18 protein-coding genes, 1 tRNA gene and 1 pseudogene are annotated in these 20,501 nt (G+C 71.0%); 7 read left to right on the top strand and 13 right to left on the bottom strand.

The annotated features are described in order from the left end of the window. Positions 1-68: 68 nt before the first annotated feature. Positions 69-842, top strand: a complete 774-nt coding sequence (locus tag ACFYOH_RS30580) for a LuxR C-terminal-related transcriptional regulator (protein ID WP_388632098.1) — start codon at positions 69-71, stop codon at positions 840-842. On the opposite strand, the gene tamR is transcribed toward ACFYOH_RS30580, so the two are convergent. Next, the gene (gene tamR, locus ACFYOH_RS30575; RefSeq protein ID WP_353599108.1) at positions 801-1,298 is read right to left on the bottom strand and encodes a MarR family transcriptional regulator TamR; all 498 of its coding nucleotides are present in this window, start codon (positions 1,296-1,298) and stop codon (positions 801-803) included. The two genes, ACFYOH_RS30580 and tamR, sit on opposite strands and share 42 nt — an antisense overlap. 87 nt (positions 1,299-1,385) lie before the next feature. Between tamR and ACFYOH_RS30570 the strand changes: the two genes are divergently transcribed. Together ACFYOH_RS30570 and ACFYOH_RS30565 are read left to right on the top strand one after the other, a co-directional pair. Then, positions 1,386-2,198 carry a trans-aconitate 2-methyltransferase gene (locus ACFYOH_RS30570; protein WP_388632095.1) on the top strand — a complete coding sequence of 271 codons (813 nt, stop codon included), beginning with the start codon at positions 1,386-1,388 and terminating at the stop codon, positions 2,196-2,198. A 2-nt stretch (positions 2,199-2,200) separates the two neighbouring features. Beyond that, on the top strand, positions 2,201-2,584 hold the full coding sequence (locus ACFYOH_RS30565) for a VOC family protein (RefSeq protein ID WP_388632092.1): 384 nt from the start codon (positions 2,201-2,203) through the stop codon (positions 2,582-2,584). 23 nt (positions 2,585-2,607) lie between these two features. Here the strand turns inward: ACFYOH_RS30565 and ACFYOH_RS30560 are convergent, their stop codons facing one another. Further along, positions 2,608-3,285, bottom strand: coding sequence for a TetR/AcrR family transcriptional regulator (locus ACFYOH_RS30560; protein WP_067049993.1), 678 nt, complete (start codon positions 3,283-3,285; stop codon positions 2,608-2,610). Beyond that, positions 3,282-4,289 (bottom strand): acyl-CoA desaturase, encoded by a 1,008-nt coding sequence (locus ACFYOH_RS30555; RefSeq protein WP_388632089.1) that lies wholly within the window; start codon positions 4,287-4,289, stop codon positions 3,282-3,284. Before ACFYOH_RS30555 ends, ACFYOH_RS30560 begins: the two co-directional genes overlap by 4 nt. Positions 4,290-4,589: 300 nt before the next feature. On the opposite strand from ACFYOH_RS30555, the gene ppc reads away from it, so the two are divergent. Continuing rightward, complete coding sequence (gene ppc / locus ACFYOH_RS30550) at positions 4,590-7,322, top strand: phosphoenolpyruvate carboxylase (RefSeq protein ID WP_388632087.1); 2,733 nt, start codon at positions 4,590-4,592, stop codon at positions 7,320-7,322. Between the two features lie 162 nt (positions 7,323-7,484). Here ppc and ACFYOH_RS30545 read toward each other — a convergent pair whose 3' ends face one another. From ACFYOH_RS30545 to ACFYOH_RS30510, 8 genes and pseudogenes are all read right to left on the bottom strand, one after another. After that, on the bottom strand, positions 7,485-7,706 hold the full coding sequence (locus ACFYOH_RS30545) for a hypothetical protein (RefSeq protein ID WP_388632084.1): 222 nt from the start codon (positions 7,704-7,706) through the stop codon (positions 7,485-7,487). Between the two features lie 234 nt (positions 7,707-7,940). After that, on the bottom strand, positions 7,941-8,456 hold the full coding sequence (locus ACFYOH_RS30540; RefSeq protein WP_388632367.1) for a hypothetical protein: 516 nt from the start codon (positions 8,454-8,456) through the stop codon (positions 7,941-7,943). Between the two features lie 52 nt (positions 8,457-8,508). Then, positions 8,509-9,114 carry an aminoacyl-tRNA hydrolase gene (pth, locus tag ACFYOH_RS30535; protein WP_388632081.1) on the bottom strand — a complete coding sequence of 202 codons (606 nt, stop codon included), beginning with the start codon at positions 9,112-9,114 and terminating at the stop codon, positions 8,509-8,511. A 90-nt stretch (positions 9,115-9,204) separates the two neighbouring features. Beyond that, positions 9,205-9,801: a 50S ribosomal protein L25/general stress protein Ctc gene (locus ACFYOH_RS30530; protein WP_388632078.1), complete on the bottom strand. Its 597-nt coding sequence runs from the start codon at positions 9,799-9,801 to the stop codon at positions 9,205-9,207. 209 nt (positions 9,802-10,010) lie between these two features. Then, positions 10,011-10,991: a ribose-phosphate diphosphokinase gene (locus ACFYOH_RS30525; RefSeq protein ID WP_388632076.1), complete on the bottom strand. Its 981-nt coding sequence runs from the start codon at positions 10,989-10,991 to the stop codon at positions 10,011-10,013. A 154-nt stretch (positions 10,992-11,145) separates the two neighbouring features. Further along, positions 11,146-12,594 (bottom strand): bifunctional UDP-N-acetylglucosamine diphosphorylase/glucosamine-1-phosphate N-acetyltransferase GlmU, encoded by a 1,449-nt coding sequence (gene glmU / locus ACFYOH_RS30520; protein WP_388632074.1) that lies wholly within the window; start codon positions 12,592-12,594, stop codon positions 11,146-11,148. A gap of 113 nt (positions 12,595-12,707) precedes the next feature. Continuing rightward, a tRNA-Gln gene (locus tag ACFYOH_RS30515) sits at positions 12,708-12,780 on the bottom strand. An 8-nt stretch (positions 12,781-12,788) separates the two neighbouring features. Next, positions 12,789-13,670: pseudogene (locus ACFYOH_RS30510) on the bottom strand (hypothetical protein). A 166-nt stretch (positions 13,671-13,836) separates the two neighbouring features. On the opposite strand from ACFYOH_RS30510, the gene ACFYOH_RS30505 reads away from it, so the two are divergent. Further along, positions 13,837-15,150, top strand: coding sequence for a sensor histidine kinase (locus ACFYOH_RS30505; RefSeq protein ID WP_388632071.1), 1,314 nt, complete (start codon positions 13,837-13,839; stop codon positions 15,148-15,150). Between the two features lie 53 nt (positions 15,151-15,203). Here the strand turns inward: ACFYOH_RS30505 and ACFYOH_RS30500 are convergent, their stop codons facing one another. Together ACFYOH_RS30500 and ACFYOH_RS30495 are read right to left on the bottom strand one after the other, a co-directional pair. Next, positions 15,204-15,698 (bottom strand): SUKH-3 domain-containing protein, encoded by a 495-nt coding sequence (locus ACFYOH_RS30500; protein WP_388632069.1) that lies wholly within the window; start codon positions 15,696-15,698, stop codon positions 15,204-15,206. Between the two features lie 62 nt (positions 15,699-15,760). Further along, entirely contained in the window at positions 15,761-16,276 is a 516-nt protein-coding gene (locus tag ACFYOH_RS30495) for a YwqJ-related putative deaminase (protein ID WP_388632066.1), read from the bottom strand. A 299-nt stretch (positions 16,277-16,575) separates the two neighbouring features. Here ACFYOH_RS30495 and ACFYOH_RS30490 point away from each other — a divergent pair, with 299 nt between their 5' ends. Both ACFYOH_RS30490 and ACFYOH_RS30485 read left to right on the top strand, forming a co-directional pair. Further along, complete coding sequence (locus ACFYOH_RS30490; RefSeq protein WP_388632063.1) at positions 16,576-17,604, top strand: SMI1/KNR4 family protein; 1,029 nt, start codon at positions 16,576-16,578, stop codon at positions 17,602-17,604. Positions 17,605-17,614: 10 nt separating this feature from the next. Continuing rightward, a complete protein-coding gene (locus tag ACFYOH_RS30485) occupies positions 17,615-20,482 on the top strand; it encodes an SUKH-4 family immunity protein (RefSeq protein WP_388632060.1) in 2,868 nt (955 codons plus the stop codon). Positions 20,483-20,501: the final 19 nt, after the last annotated feature.

Genomic DNA, 20,501 nt, shown 5'->3' with positions numbered 1-20,501 from the left:
CCGTGGGTGTCCGTACCCGCGCGGGTCGTCGTTCTCCAGTGGACCAGGCCCGGTCCGGGAGGGGTTTCGTGGTTCGTATCCGAGTCCTGGTCGTCGACGACCACCGTATCTTCGCCGAGTCGCTCGCTGCCGCCCTGGCCGCCGAGCCGGACGTCGAGGTCTCCGCCGCCGGCAGCGGCCCCGCCGCACTGCGCTGTCTGGAGCGGGCGGCCGGTGAGGGCCGCCGTTTCGATGTGCTGCTGGTCGACGCCGACCTCGGTGGCCATGCGCCCGGCAGCCGTCCGACGGTTCCCGTGCCCGTGCAGGAGGGGAACGAGGAGGGCCTGGTCGACGGGCTCTCGCTGGTCGCCGGGGTCCGCGCCGCCCAGCCCGCCGTGCGGATCGTGGTGCTCGCCGAGAAGGACGATTCCCGGCGGGCGGCGCTCGCGCTGCAGGCCGGTGCCTCGGGGTGGGTCGCCAAGGACTGCTCGCTGTCCCGGCTGCTGACGGTGATCCGGGGTGTGCTGCGCGACGAGACCCATCTGCCGCCCGCCCTGCTCACCGGTGTGCTCAGGGAGCTGACGGCCGCCCGCCGGCACCGCACCGAGAGCGAGCTGCTGGTGGAGTCCCTCACCCCGCGCGAGCGGGAGGTGCTGCGCTGCATGGTCGCGGGCCTCGGCCGCAAGGCCGTCGCCGAGCGGCTGTTCCTCTCCCCGCACACCGTGCGCACCCATATGCAGAACGTCCTCGGCAAGCTGGGTGTCCACTCGACACTGGCCGCCGTCGCCCTCGCCCGCCGGGCGGGGGTCGGACCGGCCGAGCTAACCGGGGATGTTGTCGAACGGGGCGGTCAACTGGCGTAGCAGACCGGCCAGTTCGGCGCGCTGGGCGCGGGACAGCTCGGCGAGGATCGCCCGCTCCTGCTCCAGCAGGCCGGCCAGCGCCTGGTCGGCGCGGTCCCGGCCGGTCCCGGTCAGCCGGACCAGCACGCCCCGCCGGTCGCTCGGGTCGGGCAGCCGCTCCACCAGGCCCTTCTTGGCCAGCCGGTCGATGCGGTTGGTCATCGTGCCCGAGGTGACCAGGGTCTGCGTCAGCAGCTGACCGGGGGAGAGCTGGTACGGCGTGCCCGCGCGCCGGAGCGCGGTCAGCACGTCGAACTCCCACGGCTCCAGCTGATGCTCGGCGAAGGCGAGCCGGCGCGCACGGTCCAGATGCCGGGCGAGTCGGCTCACCCGGCTGAGCACTTCCAGCGGCTCCACGTCGAGGTCCGGACGTTCCCGGCGCCACGCTGCGACCAGCCGATCGACCTCGTCCTCCATGGAGATCAGTGTAGTGGTTGTGTCGACATGAAGTCTCTTGACGTCAAGCCTCTTGACGTCGAGATAAGCCGGGAGGACAGTGGTGGTATGACGACACCGATCTGGGACCCCGGGCAGTATCTGCGACACGCCGGTCACCGGGCCCGTCCCTTCGCCGACCTCCTCGCCCGCGTCCCCGCGCTCCCCACGCCGGCGCCCCGCATCGCCGACCTCGGCTGCGGCCCGGGCAACGTCACCGCGCTGCTCACCGAACGCTGGCCCGCCGCCCACGCCACCGGCTACGACAACTCGCCCGAGATGCTCGACCGGGCCCACACCGAGCACGAAGGCCCCACCGCGGGCGGCGGACGGCTGGACTTCGCCCCGGCCGACGTACGCACCTGGGTGCCCGGGGAGCCGTACGACCTGATCGTCTCCAACGCGACCCTCCAGTGGGTGCCGGACCACGCCGACCGCTTCGCCCAGTGGACCGCCGGCCTCAGGCCCGGTGGCACCTTCGCCTTCCAGGTGCCCGACAACATCGACGCCCCGCTGCACGCCCTGATGCGCGAACTCGCCGGCACCCCCCGCTGGAAGTCCCGGCTCGCCGACGTCCTGCGCCGCACCGACTCCGTGCACACCCCCGGCGCCTACCTGGACCGGCTCGCCCGCCTGGGCTGCGCGACCGACGTGTGGCAGACGACGTACTTCCACCTCCTGCAGGGCGAGGATCCCGTCCTGGACTGGGTGAAGGGCACCGGCCTCAGGCCCGCACTGACGGCGCTCGCCGACGACCCCGAGGCACGCGACGCGTTCCTGGCGGAGTACCGGGACCTGCTGCGGCAGGCCTACCCCAGCGCGCCGTACGGCACGGTCCTGCCCTTCCGCCGGCTGTTCGCCGTCGCCGTGAAGGAGGCCTGAGCATGCTCGCCGCGGTCGACCATGTGCAGCTGGCGGCCCCGCCCGGGTCGGAGGACGCGCTGCGGGCGTACTACGTCGACGTTCTGGGGATGACGGAGATCCCGAAGCCACCGGTGCTCGCGGCGCGCGGCGGCTGCTGGTTCCAGGCGGGGGCCGTGCAGCTCCACCTGGGCATCGAAGACGCCCCCGCCGGAGGCGGAGAATGTCACTGGCGACCGGCGAAGAAGGCCCATCCGGGGCTCAGGGTCACGGAGATCGAGGCGTACGCGGCCCGCCTCACCGCCAAGGGCGCGCAGGTCACCTGGGACGACAACCTCCCCGGCCACCTGCGCTTCTACTCGCAGGACCCCGTCGGCAACCGGCTGGAGTTCCTCCAGCCCCGATGACCGCGGGGCGCGGAGCCCCTGGGCTACGCCTTGCGGTGCCCGATCAGCCGCGGCTTCTGCTCCAGCCCGTCCAGCCCGTGCCACGCCAGGTTCACCAGATGCGCGGCGACCTCCGCCTTCTTCGGGCGGCGCACATCCAGCCACCACTGGCCGGTCAGGGCGACCATGCCGACCAGCGCCTGCGCGTACAGCGGGGCCAGCTTCGGATCAAAGCCGCGGGACTTGAACTCGCGGCCCAGGATGTCCTCCACCTGGGTGGCGATGTCGGAGATGAGCGAGGCGAAGGAGCCCGTGGACTGGGGGATGGGGGAGTCACGGACCAGGATGCGGAAGCCGTCCGTGTACTCCTCGATGTAGTCCAGCAGAGCGAACGCGGCCTGCTCGCACAGCTCACGCGGATGGCCTGCGGTCAGGGAGCTGGTCACCATGTCCAGCAGGCGGCGCATCTCGCGGTCCACCACCACCGCGTACAGGCCCTCCTTGCCGCCGAAGTGCTCGTACACCACCGGCTTGGACACCCCGGCCTTCGCCGCGATCTCCTCCACCGAGGTGCCCTCGAAACCCTTCGCGGCGAAGAGGGTACGACCGATCTCCAGCAGCTGCTGGCGGCGCTCCGCACCGGTCATACGGGTCCGGCGGGTCCGCCGCGGTTTGTCGTTGCTGGAGGTACTGCTGGAGTCGGTCGCCACGGCGTCAATCATGCCGCCTTCGCGGTCTCCGTCCGGCGCCGGGAGCCGCCCTGGTCGGTGTTCCGGCGCGAATCGATACGCGAGCGTGACGGCCAGCGCACGTCGTACGCCCAGCCCAGCAGCTCGAAGATGCGGATGAACCGGGCCGAGGAGTCGATCTGGCCGCGCATCACACCGTGCCGCGCCGAGGTCGGGTCGGCATGGTGCAGGTTGTGCCAGGACTCACCGCACGACAGCACCGCCAGCCACCACACATTGCCCGAACGGTCCCGCGACTTGAACGGCCGCTTGCCCACCGCGTGACAGATCGAGTTGATCGACCACGTCACATGGTGCAGCAACGCCACCCGTACGAGTGAACCCCAGAAGAACGCGGTGAACGCGCCCCACCAGGACATCGTCACCAGACCGCCGATCAGCGGCGGCAGGAGCAGGGAGACGCCCGTCCAGTACACGAACTGCCGGGAGATCGCCCGGATCGCCGGGTCCTTGATCAGATCCGGCGCGTACTTGTCCTGCGGGGTCTGCTCCTCGTCGAACATCCAGCCGATGTGAGCCCACCACAGTCCCTTCATCAGCGCCGGAACCGTCTCGCCGAACCGCCACGGAGAGTGCGGGTCGCCCTCCGCGTCCGAGAACTTGTGGTGCTTGCGGTGATCGGCCACCCAGCGCACCAGGGGCCCCTCGACCGCCAGCGAACCCATGATCGCCAGCGCGATCCTCAGCGGCCGTTTGGCCTTGAACGAACCGTGGGTGAAGTACCGGTGGAAACCGATCGTGATGCCGTGGCACCCCAGGAAGTAGAAGAACACCAGCAGGCCCAGATCGAGCCAGCTCACCCCCCAGCCCCAGGCCAGCGGCACGGCCGCCACGAGCGCCAGGAACGGCACGGTGATGAACAGAAGCAGCGTGATCTGCTCGATCGAACGCTTCTGCTCGCCACCCAGCGTGGCGGACGCGGTCGCACTGTCGTCGGCCTTACGGGCTTCGTCGATCACATCGGAACTTGAGGTCATGCGCGTCCCCTGTGGGGTCGAGGGTCGAGGCAGTTGCCGGGCCGCCGGGACCGCACGGAAGGCGACGGCACTTCCTACGGTTCCGTAACCTACGGCGTCGTAAGTATGGCAGCGTGTCGAGCGGCGGCAAGAGCCCCGGAGCCTGCGCGTCCCCATCGACACCTATCCTTGAACTCGGTCGGACAGCGCGGTCCGCTGAAGTTTCCTTCCCGGACGCTCCGGCCCGTATGCGGCGCCCGCCGCGCGGCAGCCGGCCGGGTTCCCTCCCAGAGAGCTTCCACACTGCAAGGAGCCGCACCTGTGAGCAGTGCCGACGACCAGACCACCACGACCAGCAGCGAGCTGCGCGCCGACATCCGCCGACTGGGTGATCTCCTGGGCGAGACCCTCGTACGGCAGGAAGGCCCCGAGCTCCTCGACCTGGTCGAGAAGGTCCGCCGCCTCACTCGCGAGGACGGCGAGGCCGCCGCCGAACTGCTGCGCGGCACCGAACTGGAGACCGCCGCCAAGCTGGTGCGCGCCTTCTCCACCTACTTCCACCTCGCCAACGTCGCCGAACAGGTGCACCGCGGCCGCGAACTGCGCGCCCGGCGCGCCGCCGAGGGCGGCCTCCTCGCCCGCACCGCCGACCGGCTCAAGGACGCCGACCCGGCACACCTGAAGCAGACCGTCCAGAACCTGAACGTTCGCCCGGTGTTCACCGCACACCCCACCGAGGCCGCGCGCCGCTCGGTGCTGAACAAGCTCCGGCGCATCGCCGCGCTCCTGGAGACCCCCGTCCAGGGCTCCGACCGCCGCCGCCACGACGTCCGCCTCGCCGAGAACATCGACCTCGTCTGGCAGACCGACGAACTGCGCGTCGTCCGCCCCGAGCCCGCCGACGAGGCCCGCAACGCCATCTACTACCTCGACGAACTGCACGCCGAGGCCGTCGGCGACGTCCTGGAGGACCTCACGGCCGAACTGGAGCGCGTCGGCGTCAAGCTGCCCGACGACACCCGCCCCCTCACCTTCGGCACCTGGATCGGCGGCGACCGCGACGGCAACCCCAACGTCACCCCCCAGGTCACCTGGGACGTCCTCATCCTCCAGCACGAGCACGGCATCAACGACGCCCTGGAGATGATCGACGAGCTGCGCGGACTGCTCTCCAACTCCATCCGCTACACCGGCGCCACCGAAGAACTCCTGGAGTCCCTCACCCAGGACCTGGAGGTGCTCCCCGAGATCAGCCCCCGCTACAAGCGCCTCAACGCCGAGGAGCCCTACCGGCTCAAGGCCACCTGCATCCGGCAGAAGCTGGAGAACACCAAGCAGCGCCTCGCCAGGGGCATCCCGCACGAGGCGGGCCGCGACTACCTCGGCACCAGCGAACTGCTGAACGACCTCAGGATCATCCAGGCCTCGCTGCGCGAGCACCGCGGCGGCCTGCTCGCCGACGGCCGCCTGGCCCGCACCATCCGCACCCTCGCCGCCTTCGGCCTCCAGCTCGCCACCATGGACGTCCGCGAACACGCCGACGCCCACCACCACGCCCTCGGCCAGCTCTTCGACCGCCTCGGCGAGGAGTCCTGGCGGTACGCCGACATGCCCCGCGAGTACCGCGCCAAGCTCCTCGCCAAGGAACTGCGCTCCCGCCGCCCGCTCGCCCCCACCCCGGCCCCCGTCGACGCCGCCGGTCAGAAGACCCTCGGCGTCTTCGAGACCGTCAAGAAGGCCCTGGAGGTCTTCGGCCCCGAGGTCGTCGAGTCCTACATCATCTCCATGTGCCAGGGCGCCGACGACGTCTTCGCCGCCGCCGTCCTCGCCCGCGAGGCCGGACTGATGGACCTCCACGCCGGCTGGGCGAAGATCGGCATCGTCCCCCTGCTGGAGACCACCGACGAACTGCGCGCCGCCGACACCATCCTGGAGGACATGCTCTCCGACCCGTCCTACCGGCGCCTGGTCGCGCTGCGCGGCGACGTCCAGGAGGTCATGCTCGGCTACTCCGACTCCTCCAAGTTCGGCGGCATCACCACCAGCCAGTGGGAGATCCACCGCGCCCAGCGGCGGCTGCGCGACGTCGCCCACCGCTACGGGGTCCGGCTGAGGCTGTTCCACGGCCGCGGCGGCACCGTCGGCCGCGGCGGCGGCCCCTCCCACGACGCCATCCTCGCCCAGCCCTGGGGCACCCTGGAGGGCGAGATCAAGGTCACCGAGCAGGGCGAGGTCATCTCCGACAAGTACCTGATCCCCTCCCTCGCCCGGGAGAACCTGGAACTGACCGTCGCGGCCACCCTGCAGGCCTCCGCCCTGCACACCGCCCCCCGCCAGTCCGACGAGGCCCTCGCCCGCTGGGACGCCGCCATGGACGTCGTCTCCGACGCCGCCCACGCCGCCTACCGCCGCCTGGTCGAGGACCCCGACCTCCCCGCCTACTTCTTCGCCTCCACCCCGGTCGACCAGCTCGCCGAACTCCACCTCGGCTCCCGCCCCTCCCGGCGCCCCGACTCCGGCGCCGGCCTCGACGGCCTGCGCGCGATCCCCTGGGTTTTCGGCTGGACCCAGTCCCGGCAGATCGTCCCCGGCTGGTTCGGCGTCGGCTCGGGGCTGAAGGCCCTGCGCGAGGCGGGCCTGGACACCGTCCTCGACGAGATGCACCAGCAGTGGCACTTCTTCCAGAACTTCGTCTCCAACGTCGAGATGACCCTGGCCAAGACCGACCTCAGGATCGCCCAGCACTATGTCGACACCCTCGTCCCCGACGACCTCAAGCACGTCTTCGACACCATCAGGGCCGAACACGAGCTGACCGTCCGTGAGGTCCTGCGGATCACCGGCGAACAGGAACTGCTGGACGCCCAGCCCGTCCTCAAGCAGACCTTCACCATCCGCGACGCCTACCTGGACCCCATCTCCTACCTCCAGGTCACCCTGCTCAAGCGCCAGCGCGACGCGGCGGCCGCGGGCACCGAGCCCGACCCGCTGCTCGCCCGCGCCCTGCTCCTCACCGTCAACGGCGTGGCGGCAGGCCTGCGCAACACCGGCTGACCCGCCGCCGAAACAGGCGGTGCCCCCGAGGTCGTACGACCCCGGGGGCACCGCCCTTTCCAGCACCGGTCAGCCACGCGCCTTCCGGCGCCGCACCACCAGACAGCCGCCCGCAGCGACCAGCAGGCCGCGGCACCCGACAGCGCACCCACCGGAACGCCGTTACCCGTCTCGGCGAGACGGCCACCACCCTGCGCGGACGGCGAGGAGGACACAGCGGGAACGGGCGACGACGAGGACGCCTAGCCAGGGGCCGACGCGGACGGCGACGAGGACGCCGACGGCGACGCGGACGGCGACGTGGACGAGGACGCGGACGGCGACGAGGACGCGGACGGCGACGTGGACGAGGACGCGGACGGCCACGAGGACACGGACGGCCACGAGGACGAGGACGCGGACGGCACGGGGGACCCACTCGACGACGAACCGGACGACGGACCCGACGACGGCGTACCGTCACCGCCGCCGGAGCCCTGGCAGTCGGTCCAGAACACCTGGTGCCTGGCCGACCCTGTCTCCCCCCACGAAGTTCCAGAACAGCTTGCAGTGCCCGTCGGGCAGCGTCATGTCCGCCGTCCGGCCACGGCCGTCACCGTGCGCCGGTGGTCCACGGAATCACGAACCCGCGGACACCGCCAGAAAAGCCCCCGTCAGCAAAGCCACCCCGCACCCCGCCAGCACCCACGCCACCCGCGTCCGCCGCAACCCGCCCGCCACCACCACCGAGGCCAGCAGAAACGCCCCGCCCAACGGCACCCAGGCATACAGCATCCCCGCCGGACCGGAGCGCACCGCGTCCGCCGTACCCGGCTTCAACACCACGTCGTACGTCCGCCCCTTGCGCACCGCGACCGACTCCGCGATCTCCACACGCGCGCGTGCCCGCGCCCCCGCCGACGTCGGTGAAAAAGGACCGCTGCAGGTGTCGTCCGCACAGGAGGTCACCCGCACCGTGCCCTGCTCCCGCCCCTTGGCCAGCATCACGTGCTGCGCGGTCCCCCAGGAACCCCACACCCCGGCGAACAGGATCAACGCGGCGAGCGCGCCCGTCGCCGCGACCCGCCCCCACCGCAACGCGGTCACGGAGGCCTGGCGAGCAGAGCTGGCTGTGGCAGGCATGGCCGGGATCATTGGCCATACCCGCACGAGCGGTCAACCTCGCTGTCCGCCGTACCAGCACATGTCAGGAGTTGTACGCGCTCTGCGCCCGCTCCAGCCCCTCGATCACCAGACACTCCACCGCGTCCGCCGCACGGTCCACGAAGTAGTCCAGCTCCTTGCGCTCCGCCGACGAGAAGTCCTTCAGCACGAAGTCCGCCACCTGCATACGACCCGGAGGCCGGCCGATCCCGAACCGCACCCGGTGATAGTCCGAACCCATCGCCTTCGTCATCGACTTCAGACCGTTGTGCCCGTTGTCCCCACCGCCCAGCTTCAGCCGCAGCGTGCCGTAGTCGATGTCCAGCTCGTCATGCACGGCCACGATGTTCGCCACCGGCACCTTGTAGAAGTCCCTCAGCGCGTTCACCGGACCACCGGACAGATTCATGTACGACATCGGCTTCGCCAGGATCACCCGCCGGCTGCCCGGCCCCGCCGGACCGATCCGCCCCTCCAGCACCTGCGCCTGCGCCTTGCCCGCCCGCTTGAACTTCCCCCCGATCCGCCCCGCGAGCAGGTCCGCCACCATGAAACCGACGTTGTGCCGGTTCATGGCGTACTCCGGCCCGGGATTCCCGAGCCCGACGATCAGCCAGGGGTCACTGCTGGCGGGGGTGGTCACGTCCATCTCTCCTCGATACGCGCCAGCCGCCACTCCCCGCGAGGGAGAGCAGCGGCTGAACGAATGATGACGACGTCAGAGGCTGACGCCGGCGGCTCAGGCCTCGGCCTGCTCCTCGCCCGCCTCGGCGGCCTCGCCCTCGGTCTCCTCGGCCTGGGCCTGCAGCACCTGCAGAACGACCGCGTCCTCCTCGACGGCCAGGGTCACACCGCTCGGCAGCGTGATGTCCTTGGCCTGCACGGAGTCACCGGCCGCCAGACCCTCGACGGAGACCGTGACAGCCTCGGGGATGTGCGTCGCCTCGGCCTCGACCGGCAGCGTGTTCAGGACGTGCTCCAGCAGGTTGCCACCCGGGGCCAGCTCGCCCTCGGTGTGCACCGGGATCTCGACCGTGACCTTCTCGCCACGCTTGACCAGCAGCAGGTCGACGTGCTCCAGGAAGCCCTTCAGCGGGTCACGCTGCACGGCCTTCGGGATCGCCAGCTCGCTGGTCTTGCCGTCGATGTCCAGGGAGATCAGGACGTTCGGCGTACGCAGCGCCAGCAGCAGGTCGTGACCCGGCAGGGTCAGGTGCAGCGGCTCGGTGCCGTGGCCGTAGAGAACAACCGGAACCTTGCTGTCACGGCGGATGCGGCGCGCGGCACCCTTGCCGAACTCGGTACGGGTCTCGGCGGTGAGCTTCACCTCGGACATGATGATCACTCCTCGTAGGAACTGGGAACGGACGTGGTCACCCGGCCACGAACGGCCTGCTACGAAGAGCGCGTCGATAACGGACCGCCGAACCCCGTCAGAAACGGAGAACGGCCTCCCTCGCCGAGCAACTGCAGCAGTCTACTCGGACCAGGAGGCCGCACCCAAAAGGATCTTCGGCTACCTCACCCAGCGGGGCCGCAGAAACCTCACTGCTCGTCGAAGAGGCTCGTCACCGAACCGTCCTCGAACACCTCACGCACCGCACTCGCGATCGTCGGAGCGATCGACAACACCGTGATCTTGTCCAGATCCCGGCCCAGCTCCGCCGGCGTCGGCAACGTGTTCGTGAACACGAACTCACTCACCCGCGAGTTCTTCAGCCGGTCCGCGGCCGGACCCGACAGCACACCGTGCGTGGCGGTGACGATGACATCCTCCGCACCATGCGCGAACAGCGCATCGGCGGCGGCACAGATCGTCCCACCCGTGTCGATCATGTCGTCGACGAGAACACACACACGCCCCTTGACCTCACCCACGACCTCGTGGACGGTCACCTGGTTCGCCACATCCTTGTCCCGCCGCTTGTGCACGATGGCCAAAGGCGCACCCAGCCGGTCACACCACCGGTCCGCCACGCGCACACGCCCCGCGTCCGGCGACACCACCGTCAGCTTGTCCCGGTCCACCTTCTCGCCCACATAATCGGCAAGCAGCGGCAGCGCGAACAGATGATCCACCGGCCCGTCGAAGAAACCCTGGATCTGGTCCGTGTGCAGATCCACGGTCAGAAGCCGGTCCGCCCCCGCCGTCTTCATCAGATCCGCGATCAGACGCGCCGAAATAGGTTCACGACCCCGGTGCTTCTTGTCCTGCCGCGCGTAACCGTAGAACGGCACAATCACCGTGATGGAGCGAGCCGACGCACGCTTCAGCGCATCGATCATGATCAACTGCTCCATGATCCACTGATTGATCGGAGCCGTGTGGCTCTGGATCACGAAGCAGTCCGCACCACGCGCCGACTCCTGATAACGGACGTAGATCTCACCGTTCGCGAAGTCGAAGGCCTTCGTCGGGACGACCCCGACACCCAACTGCCGGGCGACCTCCTCGGCAAGCTCGGGGTGGGCGCGGCCGGAGAAGAACATCAACTTCTTCTCGCCGGTCGTCTTGATCCCGGTCACAGCACAGTCTCCTCAGAGGTTGTCTCAGCCAGCCGGCTGCTACTCCGACCTCCCGTCTGGGCATGAGAGGCCGAACCAGCTGGTAGGGGTGCGGGTGCACGCGTGCGGATGTGCACTTATCACGGTACGCCGTGTTTGACGTACCCGTTTCCGGTCAGTCCTCGCTCTCACCGCTCCGGGACGCCGCCTCGGCCGCCTTCGCAGCCGCGCTCCCCGGACGCTTCCGAGCCACCCAACCCCCGATATTCCGCTGCTGACCACGGGCCACGGCCAGCGAACCGGGCGGCACGTCCTTCGTGATCACAGAGCCGGCGGCGGTGTAAGCACCGTCCCCGACCGTGACAGGAGCCACAAACATGTTGTCCGACCCCGTCTTGCAATGCGACCCGACGGTCGTGTGGTGCTTGCTCTCACCGTCGTAGTTCACGAACACACTCGCCGCGCCGATGTTCGTGTACTCACCGATCGTCGCGTCACCCACATACGACAGATGCGGCACCTTCGTGCCCTCACCGATCGAGGCGTTCTTCGTCTCGACGTACGTCCCGATCTTGCCCTTGGTACCGAGCCGCGTCCCGGGCCGCAGATACGCGTACGGCCCCACGGACGCCTCCGGCCCGACCACGGCCCCGTCGGACACCGTGTTGTCCACCCGCGCCCCGGCACCGACCGTGGTGTCCTTCAGCCGGCTGTTGGGCCCGACCTCGGCACCTTCACCGATGTGCGTCGACCCGGTGAGCAGCGTGTTGGGATGAACGAGGGCGTCCCGCTCGAAGGAGACGGTCACGTCCACCCAGGTGGAAGCGGGGTCGACGACGGTGACCCCGTCCAGCATCGCCGCGGTCAGCAGCCGGTCGTTGAGAATCCGGCGCGCCTCGGCCAGCTGCACCCGGTTGTTGATGCCCGCGATCTCCCGGTGATCCCCGGCCACGGAGGCCCCGACCCGATGCCCGGCCTCACGCAGGATCCCAAGCACGTCGGTGAGGTACTCCTCGCCCTGGCTGTTGTCCGTCCGCACCTTCTTCAGCGCGTCCGCCAGCAGCTGCCCGTCGAACGCGAACACCCCGCTGTTGATCTCCCGGATCGACCGCTGGGCGTCGGTCGCGTCCTTGTGCTCCACGATCGCGGTCACGGCACCCGTCGCCTCGTCGCGGATGATCCGGCCGTACCCGGTGGCGTCCGGAACCTCGGCGGTCAGCACGGTCACCGCGTTGCCGTCGGTGGCGTGCGTCTCGGCGAGCTGCCTGAGCGTGTCGGCGGTGAGGAGCGGCGTGTCCCCGCAGACGACCACGACGGTCCCGCCGACGGCCCCGCCCAGCTCCTCCAGGCCCATCCGTACGGCGTGCCCGGTCCCGTTCTGCTCCGCCTGTACGGCGGTTCTGGTGTCCGGGTCGATCTCGGCGAGGTGAGCGGTGACCTGCTCACGGGCGTGGCCGACGACCACGACCAGATTCTCCGGATCCAACTCTCGGGCGGCGGCCAGCACATGGCCCACGAGGGACCGGCCACAGATCTCGTGCAGGACCTTCGGTGTGACCGACTTCATACGGGTGCCCTCACCCGCTGCGAGAACGACTACGGCTGCCGGGCGGATGGCGCTCACGGGGTTGCCCTTCGGCTGTGGGTGAGTGGGGTGACAGCCGCAGGATACCGGGGTGCTGCTTGGGGGAGGTGAGAGTGGGCCCTGACGGGGAGGTCAGGGCCCGAACCGAGCAGCTCCGCCAGCTGGATTCGAACCAGCACTACAGGGCTTCAAAGGCCCGCGGGCTACCAGTTACCCCATGGCGGATGGCTGCGTCAGACCTTACCTGAGGAGAGGGGGGCCGTGATCCCGGAGGCCGCATCCACCATGCCTGTCCACCAGCCTTCGATGCGACGATAAAAGGTCGGCGCCTTGCAAGACGCCGATCACGAGACAGCCTCGATAGCCCTCGCCCACATTTTTGCGGATCGTTTTCGGGTTGTGCTTCTTGATTGTCGTCCGCTGGAACGCCGAGGCGTCGACGCCGACGAGCTCAGCCCAGTAGTGCTTGGCGCCCTCGACGTCGCCAGTCGCGTGGATCATGACGCGGTATCGGAGGCGGTCGCGTTCTACCCCAAGCAGATCCAGCCAGGCGAGATAGATCCGGATCACGCCCGGGTCGCTGTTGACGAACTGTACGTTTTCGCGACGGTCGTACGGCTTGTCCTTGGCCCCTCGGCCCAATAGAGGGCGACGCCCGTCATGAACAGCTCGCGAGCAGTCATTGCGCCGATCTCGCTCGCGGCCGCCGCTTTGGTCTTCTGCCGCTCTTCGTCCCGCACCGCGAGCTCGTGCTCCCAGCGCTTCCGGGCCGCGAGCTTTGCCTGCTCCGAGGGGTCGCGCCGCTCCGGCCTCGGCAAATCCCGCACCCACAGCGAGATCGAACTCTTGGAGCACTCCAGCTCCACCTGGATCTGGTCGTAGGTCCACCCCTGGAGTCGTAGCTCCCGCGCCCTCTCCCGCAGGTCGTCCTTCGCGTTCGGGCGCTTCGTCCATTCCGGTGGCGGCTCGCCCTCCAGGAGGCGGTTGAGGATGTCGTTGTTGTCGACGTGCAGCCGGTCGCGGATCTGTCGTCGGCTGAGCCCGGCCCGCCGCAGGGCCTCCGCCCGCTCCCGCAGGCTCTCGAAGTCGGCGTACCTGTCAGGCGAATGTGCCATGGGCATGCCGTCTGGCCGGAATGCTCCGTTCCGGGGTCGAACAGGAAGGGTTCACCAGTTCGAGTGATTCCGGTGGGTTTCGACGCCGTTCGGTTACGGAGTGTGGCGTGTGGAGGTCGGCGAAAGTCACCGGAAAAGCCGCAGCCGACGCCCTTAGGCTGGAGGCATGACCACGACGGGGGAAGAGCACACCACGGCCCTGACCGGGCCCTGGTGGTGGGCCAGGTGGCGCAGTGCGGTACTCGACGGGAGTCTCGCGCTGGTGTCCGCCGTGGAGTGCGGAGCGGAGGGTGTTGCCTTCGCCCGGGATGCCGGCATCCCGATGCCGGTGGGGATCGTTTTCGGGGTGATGGCCGGCTCCGTGTTGCTCGTGCGGCGCAAGTGGCCGATCGCCGTCGTGCTGGTCGCCATCGCGATCACGCCGGCGCAGATGGGGTTCCTGCTGGCGATCGTCGGCCTGTACACGCTCGCCGCGTGTGAGCTGCCGCGCCGGATCATCGCGGCGCTGGCGGGGATGTCGTTGGTGGGGACGGCGGTCGTGACGTTCGTGCGGGTGCGGCAGGACATGGCGCGGGGTGACCTGACGCTGGGTGACTGGTTCGTGCCGTTCGCGGCGGTGACGACGGCGTTGGGGCTGACGGCTCCGCCGGTGCTGCTGGGTTTGTATGTGGGGGCGCGGCGGCGGTTGATGGAGAGCCTGCGGGAGCGGGCGGACAGTCTGGAGCGGGAGCTTCAGTTGCTGGCCGAGCGGGCGGAGGAGCGGGCCGAGTGGGCGCGTAACGAGGAGCGGACGCGGATCGCGCGGGAGATGCATGACGTGGTCGCGCACCGGGTGAGTCTGATGGTGGTGCATGCCGCCGCGCTTCAGGCGGTGGCGCGGAAGGATCCCGAGAAGGCGGTGCGGAATGCGGCGCTGGTGGGGGACATGGGCCGGCAGGCGTTGACCGAGTTGCGGGAGATGCTGGGGGTGCTGCGGGCGGGGGAGGGTCCGGTGCGGCGGGCTCCGGGGGTGCCGTTGGTGGCGGTGGGGGTGGCGGCTGCGGCTGCGGCTTCCCGGGTGGCCGAGGCGGACGGCGGGGTGGAGGGGCCGTGTCTGTCGGAGCTGGACGAGTTGGTCGGGCAGTCGGCGGCCGCGGGAATGGTCGTGATGCTGTCGGTGGAGGGGGAGGTGCGGTCGTATGCGGCGGAGGTCGAGCAGACGGCGTACCGGGTGGTGCAGGAGGCGTTGACGAACGTGCACAAGCATGCGGCGGGTGCGAAGACGCATGTGCGGCTGGCGCATCGGGTGTCGGAGATCGCGATGCAGGTGGAGAACGAGCCGCCGCCGGAGCCGGGGTCGGCGTCGGCGGCGCGGTTGCCGTCGGGTGGGAACGGCCTGCTCGGGATGCGGGAGCGGGTCGTGGCGCTGGGTGGTGCGTTTGTGTCGGGGCCGACGGATGCGGGGGGTTTCCGGGTGTCGGCGGTGATTCCGGCGGTTTAGGCCGGTTTTCGCGGCGTGGGCCGGTCTCGCGGCGTGGGCCGGTTCTCGGTGTGTCAGCCCGCCGTGAGTCGTACCGGTTCGATGCCGGTGATCAGGGTGGTGAGGGCGTGGTCGATGTCGGGGCCCGCGTACCAGTCGCCGGTGTGGTCGAGGGTGTAGACGCGGCCTTCGGTGTCGACGGCGAGGACGGCGGTGGTGTCGGTCTCTTCGCCGAGGGGGCAGAGTTCGGTGCCGAGGGCGCGGCCGAGGTCGCCGAGGGTGCGGGCGTGGTGGAGGCCGTGGAGGGGGTCGAGGTGGAGGGTGGCGGGGGCGATCTGGCGGCCGGGGCCGCCGGGGGTGATGGTGAGGCCGCCGAATTCGGCCCAGGCTTCGACGGCGGCGGGGAAGACGGTGTGCCGGTGTCCGGCGGGTGAGGTGTGTTCGCGCAGGGTGTCGGCCCAGATCTCTGCCTGCTTTATGTCCCAGCGTCCGGGTTGCCAGCCGGCGGCGCGCAGGGCGGCGTCGACGAGTACGGGGAAGCGCGTGGTGGAGGTGCGGTCGGGGTGCATCTGCCCTTCGTTCTCGTCGAGTCCGCTGGTGGTGCGGTGTCGCTGGTGTTGACGGGGGGTTGTCAGTCGTCGGTTGCCGTGGGGTCGACGATGCGGACGCCGAAGTGGGCGCTGAGGGCGGTGCAGGCGCGGCAGGGGGTGGCGAAGCTGCCGTGGAGGGGGTCGCCGTCCTCGCGTATGCGGCGGGCGGTGAGTTTGGCGTGTTTGAGGGCTTTGCGGGCTTCGCCGTTGGTCATGGGTTTGCGGGCGGCGCGTTTGCTGCGTGCGGCGTCGGCGGCGCTGAGGTGCCGGGAGATGAGGATGGTCTCGGCGCAGCGGCCGGTGAAGCGGTCGCGTTCGCCGCTGGTGAGGGTGTCGAGGAAGTCCTGGACGAGGGGGTGCAGGGGCGGGGGTTGGTCGCTGCGGGCGGCGGTGCCGGTGAGGGTGGTGCCGCGGACGGAGAGGGCGGCGGCGACGGTGGGCAGGATGCCGTCGCGGCGGTGGCGGAGGGTGGGAGCGGGGGGTGTGTCGGTGCCGCTCCAGCCGATGCGTGGGTCGCCGGACCGCACGTCGGTACCTCCGCTTCGCAAGGTGTTCATGATCGTTTTTCCCCTCCCCGGGCGTTCCCCGGCTTCCCCCGAAGGACACAGGGTGCCAAATGCCGTGGCCGGTGCGGAAGCTGGGGCGGTGCGACACGCCCGGGTCGGGGCTGGTCGTCACGGTGGGGTGACGGCTGGTCACGGAGGTGGAGGGTGGTGTCCGGGGGTGAGGGGAGGGGTGGTCGGTCCGGGGAGGTGGTGGGCCGGTGACCGGGGTTGGCGTACCGCATAGGCTGTCGGCATCCGCGATCGACACCGCCGATTTGAGGCCAGAGAGAACGCCGCAGGGGGCTACCGCCATGACGACAGGTCGGCTCGGGCAGCAAGCCGCGCCGCCGAACGCGGCCTACGCCGGGCAGGTCGTGCACTTTCCGGATCCGGTCCGGGCGGCGCGTCACCCGAGAGGGGTACGGGTCGATGAGCGTGGTTACCCGGATTTCTCTCCGTACGCGCGCGTGGCGGTGGAGATCGCCGAGCCGCCGGAGGGTTTCGGTGTCGACGAGTTGCGGCTGACGGACTATGTGTCGGCGAACGCGGCGTTGGCGGCGCAGCGGCACGAGTTGTGGGACACGGTGCCGGATGTGGCGACGCCGCACGGCTGGACGTGGCATCACGTTGCAGGGACGCGGCGGCTGGAGCTGGTTCCGGTCGAGGTGAAGGCGTTGCTGCGGCATCACGGTGGGGTGGCGACGGCGGCGGTGGACCACGGCAAGCGGGGGACGCGGCCGTTGCAGGAGACGCGGCCGGCGCATTTCGGGCTGCCGAAGTCGGGTGTGGCGGTGTCGGAGGCGCAGGTTCAGGGTGTCGAGGAGGATCTCGGTTACCGGCTTCCGGGTGCGTATCGCTCGTTCCTGAAGGCGGCGGGCGGGTGTGCGCCGGTGGGTACGGCGCTGGACGCCGAGTTGGGTCTGCTGCTGGACCAGCCGTTCTTCACGGTGCGTGAGGAGGCGGCGGTCAATGACCTGGTGTATGTGAACAAGTGTCTGCGCGACCATCTGACGAAGGATTACCTCGGGGTGGCGTTCGTGCAGGGCGGGTTGCTCGCGGTGAAGGTGAAGGGCGAGCGGCCGGGTTCGGTGTGGTTCTGCGCGTACGACGATGTGCGTGATGTGGATCCGTCGTGGTCGCCGGCGGAGCGGGTGGAGCGTCTGCTGCTGCCGTGCGGTGACGATTTCGACGCCTTTCTGTCGCGGCTGGCGGGCAGTCCGCCGGAGTTGGAGACGGTGGCGAATCTGATGGTGGACGGCGGCTTCGCGCGTGTCGTCCCGGTGTCTTCCGGTGCTTCCGGTTCTTCCGGTGCGGCGTCTTCCGGCCCGGTGGGGGAGTGAGCTTCAGGCGATGGTGACCTACGCGCAGGCGCAGGAGCGCGCCGAGGAGTGGATCAACGGTGACGTGCCCGCGTACCAGCATCGTGAGGTGCGGGTGCGGGAGTTCGAGCTGGGTTTCGTCGTGTGGGGCGAGGACCGGGCGGAGGGTCCGCGTTCGGACGCGGGTGCGCAGCGGCTGGTGATCGCCCGGGACAGCGGGGAGGCGACGCTGTGGCCGGGGCTGCCGGTGGGTGAGGTGATCCGCCGGTACGAGGAGGAGTACGGCCGTGCGGAGGGGCCGCAGGACGCGGTTCCGGCGCCGGCTGCCGCCCGGATGGATCTGAATCAGACGTCGTTCCTGCTGACTCCTCCGGAGTGGTTGCAGGAGGCGGCGGACAAGCTGGGCATCGGGGACCGGCGGCCGGGCGGCGAGGACGGTTCGGGTGCGGGTGCCGGGTCTTCTGGTGCCGGCGCGAGCGGTGGTGCCGGTGCCGGTGCCGGTGGTGGGGCTTCGTCCGGTGGGGCGGGGCCGGCGGAGACGCGGGCCGGGGTGCCGGCGGGCGCGTCCGGGGCGGCTGCTCCTGTGGGTGCGCCTTCCGCGGAGGTGCCAGTGGGGGCCACGCCCTGGGCCGGTACGGACACGAACGCGGACTCCGGTGAGGACGACCGTTCGGTGCCGTTGCCCGCGACGGTGTTCGCGCCGCCGTTGAGCGATCCCGAGGACGAGGCTCCGCGGCCGCCGGTGAGCGTGCCCGATGCGAAGACGGCGTTGATGTCGGGGGGCAGCCAGCTGCCGCCGACGGCGGTCGCGCCGGCGCTCGATACTCCGAACACGCCGGGCGCGCAGGGCTTCCCGCAGGGCGCGCCGGGTGTCTCGTCCGCCCCTGGGAGTGCGCCGGGGACGCCTGGCACTGCATACGCGCCGGGCGCGCCCGGCGTGCCCGGGGCACCCGCCGCTCCTGGTGCGCCGGGTGTTCCGCAGGGCAGCACGCCCCCGCCGCCGCCCCCGGGCGCGCCGACCTACGGTTATCCGCAGGGTCCCGGCGCTCCGCAGGGTGCTCCGAGTTACGGCTATCCGCAGGCGCCCGCGCCGGGTGTGCCGCAGCCTCCGGCCGACACGGGTGCCGCGGCGCGGCGGCTCCCGCCGAATGCCGGGGACATCGCGGATGCCGCGACGAGCAAGGCCGCGCCGCCGCCGAAGAAGGCGCGCGGTGGTATGGGTGCGCCGCCTCCGCCGCCGGGTGCCCCTGGTGCGCCGGGCGCGCGCCCGGGGAGCGCGGTGACGCCTCCCGCGCCGGGTGCGCCTGCCGGTGGGTATGTGCCGACACAGCTGGTGTCGGCGCTCGGGCCGGAGGGGCCCGAGGGTCCCGGTGGTGCGCATGGCGCGCAGGCGCCGGGCGCCCCGAATGCGCCGGGCGCCCCCAATCCGCCTGCCGCGCCTTCGGGCAATGTGCACCACGCGGCCACGGTGCTGGCCGACCCCAGCCAGATGGGCGCCGGCGCACCGCAGCCTCCGGGCGCCCCCGGCATGCCGAATCCGCCCGGCGCTCCCCCGGTTCCGGGCGCCCCGGGTGTGCCTCCGGTGCCTGGCGCACCGCTGCCTCCGGGCGCCCCCGCGGCTCCCGGCTTCCCCGGCGCCCCGCAGCCTCCGGGCGCCGCTGCCGGTCCCGGTGCGCCCGGCGCGCCCGGTGTGCCGGGTGGCGGGCGCGGGGCCGTGCACCACGCGGAGACCGTGCTGGCAGCACCCCCGGTGACCGGTCCGGGGGCACCCCCGCCGCCGCCCGCCCCCGGCGCACTCGGTGCGCCGGGCGCCCCGGGTATGCCGCCGGGCGTGCCGGGTGCCCCGCAGCCGATGCCGCCGGGTGCGATGCCGCCGCCGGGCGCGCCCGGGCAGCCGCCGGCGTACGGGTATCCGCAGCAGGGGCAGCCGACGGTGGGTCCCGGCTATCAGGCCGTGCTGCGCTATCGCGCGCAGGACGGTTCGGAGCAGCAGCTGATCCGGCGTTCGGCGCCGGGTACGCCGCACCCGGAGTGGCAGATCTTCCACGAGCTGCGGGCGATGAACGTGCCGCCGGACCAGGTGCTGGAGCTGCACACGGAGCTGGAGTCGTGCGAGCTGCCGGGTGCCTACTGCGCGCGGATGATCCGGGAGCAGTGGCCGCAGGCGCGGATCACGAGCATCGCGCCGTACGGCACGGACCATGCGAGCCGGCAGCAGGGCATGCGACAACTGCTGGCGCACCAGGGCGAGTTGCACCAGGTGGCGGACGGGCCGGCGCGGCCCGCGCCGGTGCGGGCGCCGCTGCCGCCGGTGCAGGCCGCGCCGGCCGTCCCGCCGGAGGGCATCGCGCAGGAGCTGGCGGCGGCGTTCGGGCCGGGGGTCTTCCGGTTCGAGCAGCAGGCGGTGTCGCGGCAGGGGGTGCCGCCGATCGTGGCGCACACGCTGGTCGTGGCCGGTCTGCCGGTGGACATGGGCCCGTTCTTCTGGGCGCAGGCCCAGCCGGGCCGGCCGGTGCCGACGCTGGCGGAGCTGGCGGCCGAGCGCGGGGTGCAGCCGGCCTCGGACGCGGGCTCGTACCTCGTCATGGGCACCGACTTCGGCAAGGCGATCTGTGTGCAGTACGGCACGGCGAACATCGTGGCCGTGCCGGTGGAGGCGGGGCCGGGCGGGGCTCCGGTGCCGCCACAGTTCGTGAACACCGGGCTGCCGGAGTTCGCGCGCTGTCTGGCGCTGCTAGGCCGGATGTGGCGCCTGCGGTGCGGGCTGAACCAGGAGCAGGCGGGCCGCTGGACCGTCGATTTCCAGGCGCAGCTGGCCGCCCTGGACCCGGCGGCGCTCGGTTCGCCGGAGAGCTGGTGGTCGGTGCTGCTGGAGCAGATGTGGGACGGGCTGCTGTAGGCGACGCCGGCCCGGTGTG

It is taken from the genome of Streptomyces sp. NPDC007856 (assembly GCF_042868225.1).
GTDB lineage: Bacteria > Actinomycetota > Actinomycetes > Streptomycetales > Streptomycetaceae > Streptomyces.
The sequence above is the reverse complement of the archived record's forward strand: the minus strand, read 5'-3'. Positions and strand labels throughout refer to the sequence as shown.